The following is a 7,835-nucleotide window of genomic DNA, read 5'->3' on the forward strand; positions in this document are numbered from 1 at the left end:
CGGCTCCTGACGGCCAGCCGTGGCCGACGTCGCACACTTCCTGACCTGGGATTTCACGGAACTCCGGTCAGAGCCAAAATCCGAGATCGGCATCACGGTTGACTGGTCCCTGCAGACGACCACACCGACGTGTCCTTCGGAGCGATCTGTGTTCGCTCATCCCAATGAGTGGCCCGGAATCAGCCCGCCAACACGGTACTGACTTCGGCGTTTCAGGGTGGGTGGTCGAGGGTGGGCCCTGGACCTGATCGGCCATGACTTCCACGCCGAGATCCCCGGCGCCAAGCTGGTCGGCGACATCACCTACCTGCCCACCGCCGAGGGCTGGCTCTACCTCGCCTGCTGGCTGGACCCGGCCACCCGCGAGGTCGTCGGCTACGCCATGGCCGACCACCACCGTGCCTCCCTCGTCGTGGACGCCCTGAAGATAGCCCACGGCCGGGCCGCCGCCCCGGGATGCGTCATACACAGCGACCGCGGAAGCGAGTACACCTCAGCCAAACTCCGCAGTGAAATAGTGAAGTTTGACCTGCGGCAGAGCTGTGGACGTACCGGGTCCTGCTTCGACAACGCCGCCGCGGAGAGCTTCCGGGCCCTCCTCAAGGAAGAGATCGGCACCCGCCTCTGGCCCGACCGGGCGACCGCCCGCGCGGAGGTCTGCGACTTCATCGAGACCTTCTACAACCGCCGCCGTCTGCGCAAGCACAAGATCTTCGGCTACCTCACCCCGGCCGAGACCAGGCAGCGGCATCAGCACACCCTCGCGGCGTAAACATCGAGCGTCCAGGATCACGGGGAAACTTCACTGGGGCTGGAAACCCCCATGTGTGCCTGCGCTCCGCGCGCGTTCACCGGAATGCGGAGCGGGGAGCCGGTGACCGATCAGCCCTCCAGTTGGTGGTTCGTTTCGTCGAACCAGGCCAGTTCCCACGAGGCCCAAAAACTCCGCGATCTCAAGCTCCACCCTCTGCTGCAGGGGCCACTCCACTCCCCGCACAAGTACCTTCTTGGCCGCCATCAGAGCAGTCGAGACCAGATCGGCCAGCTCCTGGCACCATGCGAGGGCGGCATCGACGAACCCCTCCATCGGCAGTACAGCATTCAACCAGCCAAGGCCAAGCGCCTCCTGCGCGGTGAAGATCCTTCCCCTCGGCGCCGCCGCAGCATCCAGACCCATATCATTCAAAGGCGGCAGCCGCCCCAGACGCGCCCGTTCCGAGCCGATGCGCAACTGACAGGCCAGCGCCAGCTCACCGCCACCACCGAACGCCCGCCCGTCGATGGCAGCAACCGCCGGCTGCGGCATGTCCCGCAGCAAACACGTCAGACGCAGCCAAGAAAGAATCCCTTCCGGAACCCCATCCTGTACTGCGCGCCGCCGGTCAGCCAGATCACCATCCGCAACGAAGTGGTCGTCCACACCACCAGTGAGCATGACGACCTTCACCTCGTCGGACTTGCTGGCAAGATCCGCCAGCAAGTCACCGAGATCAGCCATGGTTGTAAAGTCGAGGAAGTTGCGGGGCGGACGGGCAAACGTCATCATCGCAACCCTGCCGCACAGTTCTACGGACCAGTAACTCATTACGCCAGACCCTCCAAAAGGTTGAGCGCATCAAAATTCGATGCAATGGGACTCGAGGACAGGGACGGGACTCGAGTGCGGCTCCGCAGGCGCTTTGGCGCAACCAGTGCCGCCGCAGGGCCAGCGCGGCCCGCATCTGCCGGGTTTGTGCGGCGCGGCATGTAGGGAGTGCAGTTGCGGGACGCCGGGCGGTACAGGCGGTAGTTGTCGGTCACCTTCGCCGGACCACGACCTGCATCACCTTGATAATCTGCGTAGGTTCACGGAGGTGGGCCCGGGCGGCAGCGGGCAGGTCACGCCCGTCGTATTCAGCAGGCCGGGACGGAGCCGGAGCGGGTGTTCGGTCAATGAGGACCCATGTCAGGCGAGGAATGTTCAGGCCCTGGCCCGATGGTCCTCACTAACTCTTCGCCCCGACGCTCGCCGGAAGGGTGTACTCATGGGCCGGGGCGTTTGCCGCGCGGGACCGGACTTAAGAGCAGGCGCGAACCGGATCGGACAGCGCGGCGGTGAACGAGCGCTCGACGTCCGGGAGCAGCGAGCACGGCGACGGCACACATCGCACCTCCATGTCCCCTTCCGGGTACGGTTGCGTATATTCGGGGCTGTCCAGGGCCGCGGGCTGTCTCTCGAACGCGTCAGGCGAAGGTGACTCACGGTCCACCCTCTCGGGCGTCTCTTCTGGATCTCGTCGGCCGGACGCTTGCGCTGTCAGGGCTGTGCTTTCGTCGACGGAAGTCGCCTCATTCGGGCGGGTACCGGCGCACGCACGGCAGCAGTGCCCTGCCTGTGGCCGGCCCGGTGAGCCGTGTGGCGCGCCGGGCTGGCGGGATATTCAGGCCGGGGGCCGGGTAGGGGAGGCCGAAGCGCCTGCGCCTCCACTGGCTAGCGGCCATTCGCGGTTGAGTCCGCCCAGCGGTATGCGGTGCTCCATAAGGGGGGTTCCGAAGATGGAGAGCTGCAGTTGGAGATAGCCGTTCAGTTCGAAGCCGCTGTAAAGGCCCCAGAACCCGACGAGCGACGCGGTGCTGTCCGTGGCAGCGGTGGCGGTGGCGGTGGCCTCGCCGCGCAGGTACGGGGCGAAATCGGCGAGGAGCCCGGCCATGCCGTACAGGCCGACAGATGCTTCGGCGCCCAGCGTTGCCTTGGTGGTACCCGCTGCTGTGACGGATGCCTGGACCGGTGAGCTCTTGACGTTCGAGGTGCTGGCCTGGGTCCAGCCCATGCCCTTCGTGTAGTCGGCTGCGACGTGAAAGTCACCGGTGACGTTCTGTTCGACGTCCAGGGTGATGCGGCCGTCGGCCTCCACCTGGATGTAGCAGGTCACATTGAGGTTGACGACGACGGGCACGTAGCCGACTTGGATCACGGGGTCGGCGTGCAACTTGGCGAACGGAATGCGGTGCTTGGCGCCGCCAGCCACACGGCCCTTGAGCTGCCACTGGGCCTTCCAGTCACCGGACATCCCGAGGTGGTGCTTGCGTGCGGTGCCGTCGTACGCGAACTCCACCTCGGGTGCGAGCTGGACGAAACCGGCGACGGACGCGGCAGCGGAGGCCGGGGCGCCTTCTGCAGTGGCGATGGCCGTGCCGACGTCGAGGCGGAGGCTACCGAAGGGCAGCTTGGCGCTGTTAGGTCCGAAGGTGGCGCCGCCGGTCTTGGCCCAAGACAACTGCACGCCCTTAAGAAGAGGTTCGACGCCGACGGTTGCCGGGTCGACCGGCACCTTGCCCTCGGCCTTGTCGTCGCCGAGGAGCGAGCTGAGGTTGGATGGCTTGGTGTCGACCTGGGTGCCCTGTCCGGTCTGGGCACCGACTTGGGTGACCTCGGCGAGCAGTCCCTCGGGGGCACCGGGCACCGGGGGGCTGGCGAGGATGTCACCCACCTTGACTGGGGTAGGAGCGGAGGCGGAGTCCGACGGCTTGGCGCCGGGGGCGGAGCCTGCATCGGGAGAACTTTTTGGAGGCTGCGATATGACGGCGCGTCCGGTGTCCCTTTCGAACGAAGCGACCCTCAGCGAGGTTCTGCTCGCTGCCGAGCCGCCCGAGCCCGGTCGCGTCACGGCCGCTGGGCCGGCCGCACCGGTCGGCGCCGCAGCGACGTCGAGCCGTTGGGAGCCGTCGGAACCGGCCGCTTGGGCGGTGGGACTGGCACCTGCGGCAGCACTGGTGACGGCGGTGGGGGCAGGGGGAGCGGAACATCCGCTCGCAACGAGGGTGAACCCGGCAAGGGTCACGGGAGCCAGGAGTCTCCTGGTTAGGGCACGCAAGTGGTCCTCCGGCGATGGAGAGAGTGAGGGGTCAGCCGGTATTACCCGCGGTAGCATTCACGGGTAACAGTGCGAAAGCATGCCATGTACACACACCCTTGTCACAATTGGCTCATTTTCAACGCGCAAAAACCACTGGTAGTTGAGGCCCGTCACAACGATTGCGCCGAACCGGCAGGCCTCGGCACGGCCGCTACCGGGAACGGAGTCTGGAGGGGCTGGCTCCGTCGCAGCGGGGCCCGGGATGGGGCGAGCTGGTCGGGGAGGCGGAGCACGGTGCCGTGCTGCGGGGCGATGTGCGACCACACCCCCGTTGAGGCCGGAATCCCGGGAGTGCTGATCCGCCTGGTGGCAGGGGTGTTGATGACCGGGCAGGCGGTCGGACGCCGGCTTCGCCGTTACGGCTTCATCCCGCGGCGCCCCTCACGCCACTCCCGCCCACCATCGGGAGGAACAGGTCAGGACTTGGCTCGAGGAGGGGTATCCGGCCATCCGAGCCAAAGCCAAAGAGGAGAAGGCCCAGATCGGCTTCGTCGGCCAGTGCGGCCTGCGCTCGGGACGCCGCACCACCCGGAGCAACACTACTGGGATGTGAGCACTCAGTAGGTAAACGTTCAGCCGCCGCGGCTAGAGCCTGTGTGATGTCGTGATCAGTTCATGGTTCTGTCCTCTTCGCGAGCTGGAATCCGGTACGACTGTGGTCGTGACACGCAGGCAACTCACCAATACGCAGTGGAAGTTCATCGAGCCGTACTTGCCGATCGGTAGGTACGGCCCGTACCCGGAGCGGTTGCGCGAGCAGTTCGAGGGTGTGATTTGGCGGTTCCGGTCCAGTGCCCAGTGGCGGGAGATGCCCGCCGAGTTTGGGCCTTGGGCCACCGTCTACGGACGCTTCCGCGTCTGGCGGGACGCCGGTGTTTTCACCGCCCTGCTGGAAGGCCTGACGCCGAGGGGGCCCGCGTGGGAAGAGCCGACTTGTCGCTGGTCAGCGTGGATTCCACCACGGTCCGCGCCCACCATGACGCGGCGGGAATGCGCGTCACCAAGCACCTCATGGAGGCCCTGGAAGAGGCCGCGGAGGAGCAGGACCGGAGAACATGACCACCCTGCGGAACCTCGCGATCAACACCCTCCGCGACGCTGGCCACCACAGCATCGCAGCGGGACTCCGAGAGGTCTCCTACGCACCCTTCGCCCGCCCGCTCGACCTGATCGGACTGCCGCTGACTGCAACGCGACATGATCAATCCGACTATGAATTAGCCCTGCCACTGGACCTCCTCGACCCAGGGCTGATTCAAAGTCGCGGTGATCTTGTTATGGCGCTGGTCAGCTGATGCCCAGGAGCTTGAGTGGATGAGTGAAGGGCTCGCAGGACGCCTCGCGGAGTCCAGCGGCGATGTTGCGGTGCCCAGCGTCCCGGAGTGCGTTGATCGCGAGGTTGCGGAGGGTGGCCAGGTTCGCCGGTCCGTGGCCGGTGCGGATCTTCGAGGCGTCCTCGGCGAAGGTGGTGTCCCGGACGTAGTGGAGTCGGTTCTCGATCGTCCACTGTGACCGGGCCAGCTGGGAGATCCGCTGCGGGGAGGCTTCGGCCGAGGTCAGGTCAGTGATCGCGTAGACGGTCTCGCGGGTGCACTTGCCGCTCGCGGTGTCCACGCGGTAGCGCAGGATCCGGGCGGCCTGGACGGCGTGGGGGAAGTCCAGACCCAGGCCGGTGACGGTCAGTACCCGGGTGGCTCTCGTCTCCCGGCGGCCGTGTCCGGCCTCGCGGTCGTAGCGACGGGAAGTCACCTCCTTCCAGGGCAGTGAGCGCAGGGCGGCGAACAGGAGGGGCTGGTTGGCCTTGACCAGGAAGAGGAAGTGCGCCTGCTTCTGCTCGACGAGGAAGCGGACGTGAGCGGTCTGGGTGGCAGGGCATCAGCGGTCACCACGACGTCACGCAGGTCGAACGGCGCAAGCAGGGCGGCGAAGCAGGTGATCTCGTTCGTCTTGTCCGGCACGGGCAACTGGCTGACGGTGCGTCCGTCGCCGGTCATGACGGCCAGCAGGTGCATGGCCGGGACGGCACCGTGACGCGAGCCGCGGGCACACTTTCCGTCCACTGCAACGGTGTCGGCCCCGGTAGGGTCCTGGCCGGTCAGGTCCGCCAGTCCGCCCGGACACACCGCGATCACGACCCGGCGGATGGTGGAGAGCGACGGCGCGACACGCACCCGAAGTGCCCGGGCAGTGCGAGCGCCGAGCCGGGCCAGGGTGTCCTGCGGCGCCGCCCTGGACCACTGAGCATTTTCAACTCACCCACCGGTCGGGTGACGGGAGGCTCCAATTCCTGCAGGTCACATACGTGGTGACCCACTCCACGAGTGCATGCGGGACGTCGAGTACGGCACGATAGGGAACCAACAGAGCCCCCAGGCTGAAGAGTTGAGCATAGACACCTTGCTCAACAGCCCGGGGGCTCTGCCCGTTTCACCTCGTCCATGGCCGTCACCCGATCAGTGGCCACTCTGAAAAGGCTCACTGCCCGATCGCCGCCCACGAGCGGGCACCGGCTGTCACCGCGCACGCCGCGACCAGCAACACCGCCACGAACGGGTGACGCATTCCACGCCGTCGGCGCGGATTGGGCGGCACCGCCAGCCGGTCCACGAGCGACGGCAGCACATGATGCTGACGCGACGGCGACTTGATCAAGCAGACGGTGGCAGACTGACGGCACATAGAAGCTCCGGCTGAGAACGGCGACTTGGCAAGGTCATCCGTCTTCAACCGGAGCTTCGTTGTATCCGTCGTGGCCCCCGAACCGATCGTCACACCCCTGTGACCAGGCACCCCACAAGATCACCACGACTTTGAATCAGCCCTGCCACTGGACCTCCTCGACCTGGCCTGACCAGCAACCCAACATGATCATATGGACTTTGAATCAGCCCTGCCTGAGTCAGGGATTCGGTGGCAGTAGGCGGCGACTTTGTCGAGCATCTCCACCTTCAACGCAGTTGCCTGGTATTTTCTCTCAACCAGACATGCGTCGGCACCACCGGATCCCCTCTAGGCCTCCTGCCAAACGGAGGGCGCAGTAGTCGATGAGACAGTACCCCCCGGCGATGGCAGCGGGAGGATTGCCGATGGTTACCAGGCCACCTTCATCGGGTGCCCGATAAGCCCACGCGCCGCTGAGTACTCCGGCAAATTCGGTGATGCTGCAGATCACGAACACAGTTGGAATGCGTGGGGCAATGACCGGGTGCCGAAGGAAGAGCAGTAGAAGGCAGAAGAGAAACAGACTGCACAGGTCGGGCCGGTCACTGATCAGCACTCCCCATGCTGTCCATAGCCCACAGACGATAGTAGTGGCACTCACGGCACCCGGTCCGCGAAGCGTCGGCGGCAGGGAACGCGTAATGACGAGACATGTCAGGAATAAACAAGCATGTCCGGCCGGGACCCATCCAGGGAAATTGCCCAGGCGGTAAGTCCACCACTCTAGACTAGTGCCCAGGATTTCCAAAACGCATGCACTTAGGAGTGCAGCAAGGGTCTGGGCTCGCACACCTACTTCTTCCCTGAATAACCACGAGACCATGACTGCACTTAGGGCAACGCCATAGATAGATTGGCCGAAGTGGCCTAATGCGGGATCGAGCGTTGCAATCACCGTCAGACCTGTTCCCCAAATGAGGAGCGCGAGGACTGTATCTGCACGGCGACGTGACGTTTCCGGTTCGATCGCTGCAGGGCTCAAGGCGCAAGTTCCTTACGCAGGGCTTCAACAGGTCGAGAAGACCGTAGCGTGTCTACCGTCAGAGGGGCGGGACAGCCGCCTACAGGTCGAAGTCCAGTTGCTCGATGTCGGTGAACTCGACGTCCAGGCCGTGGGCGCGGGGGTGGGGCGGGCGGCCGCGCCGGGTGTCCCCGTCCGGTGCCAGAGTCTGGACCAGGTCGTGCAGCTGGTCCGGGGACATCCCGGTCAGCGCTGGG

7 protein-coding genes and 1 pseudogene are annotated in these 7,835 nt (G+C 65.7%); 4 read left to right on the forward strand and 4 right to left on the reverse strand.

Annotated features, from left to right (window positions below):
* Positions 1-217 precede the first annotated feature (217 nt).
* Positions 218-772 (forward strand): IS3 family transposase, encoded by a 555-nt coding sequence (locus tag ABZX75_RS33560; RefSeq protein ID WP_355417808.1) that lies wholly within the window; start codon positions 218-220, stop codon positions 770-772.
* Between the two features lie 30 nt (positions 773-802).
* On the opposite strand, the gene ABZX75_RS33565 is transcribed toward ABZX75_RS33560, so the two are convergent.
* The gene (locus ABZX75_RS33565) at positions 803-1,585 is read right to left on the reverse strand and encodes an enoyl-CoA hydratase/isomerase family protein (RefSeq protein ID WP_355417811.1); all 783 of its coding nucleotides are present in this window, start codon (positions 1,583-1,585) and stop codon (positions 803-805) included.
* Between the two features lie 835 nt (positions 1,586-2,420).
* Complete coding sequence (locus tag ABZX75_RS33570) at positions 2,421-3,470, reverse strand: hypothetical protein (RefSeq protein WP_355417814.1); 1,050 nt, start codon at positions 3,468-3,470, stop codon at positions 2,421-2,423.
* Positions 3,471-4,557: 1,087 nt separating this feature from the next.
* Here ABZX75_RS33570 and ABZX75_RS33575 point away from each other — a divergent pair.
* Both ABZX75_RS33575 and ABZX75_RS33580 read left to right on the forward strand, forming a co-directional pair.
* Positions 4,558-4,946 (forward strand): annotated as a pseudogene (locus ABZX75_RS33575) (transposase); the annotation flags it as partial.
* A gap of 5 nt (positions 4,947-4,951) precedes the next feature.
* The gene (locus ABZX75_RS33580; protein WP_355417817.1) at positions 4,952-5,191 is read left to right on the forward strand and encodes a hypothetical protein; all 240 of its coding nucleotides are present in this window, start codon (positions 4,952-4,954) and stop codon (positions 5,189-5,191) included.
* On the opposite strand, the gene ABZX75_RS33585 is transcribed toward ABZX75_RS33580, so the two are convergent.
* Positions 5,184-5,705, reverse strand: a complete 522-nt coding sequence (locus ABZX75_RS33585) for an ISAs1 family transposase (protein WP_355417826.1) — start codon at positions 5,703-5,705, stop codon at positions 5,184-5,186. The genes ABZX75_RS33580 and ABZX75_RS33585 overlap by 8 nt on opposite strands.
* Before the next feature lie 9 nt (positions 5,706-5,714).
* Between ABZX75_RS33585 and ABZX75_RS33590 the strand changes: the two genes are divergently transcribed.
* The gene (locus ABZX75_RS33590; protein ID WP_355417820.1) at positions 5,715-5,927 is read left to right on the forward strand and encodes a hypothetical protein; all 213 of its coding nucleotides are present in this window, start codon (positions 5,715-5,717) and stop codon (positions 5,925-5,927) included.
* A gap of 444 nt (positions 5,928-6,371) precedes the next feature.
* Here the strand turns inward: ABZX75_RS33590 and ABZX75_RS33595 are convergent, their stop codons facing one another.
* Positions 6,372-6,548 carry a transposase family protein gene (locus ABZX75_RS33595; RefSeq protein WP_355417823.1) on the reverse strand — a complete coding sequence of 59 codons (177 nt, stop codon included), beginning with the start codon at positions 6,546-6,548 and terminating at the stop codon, positions 6,372-6,374.
* Positions 6,549-7,835: the final 1,287 nt, after the last annotated feature.

Source organism: Streptomyces sp. NPDC003038 (assembly GCF_040611115.1).
Classification (GTDB): Bacteria; Actinomycetota; Actinomycetes; order Streptomycetales; family Streptomycetaceae; genus Streptomyces.

Bases quoted from the DNA above. Each gene is read 5' to 3' on its own strand.
- ABZX75_RS33565 (WP_355417811.1), bottom strand. From the start codon at position 1,585: ATGAGTTACTGGTCCGTAGAACTGTGCGGCAGGGTTGCGATGATGACG.
- ABZX75_RS33580 (WP_355417817.1), top strand. From the start codon at position 4,952: ATGACCACCCTGCGGAACCTCGCGATCAACACCCTCCGCGACGCTGGC.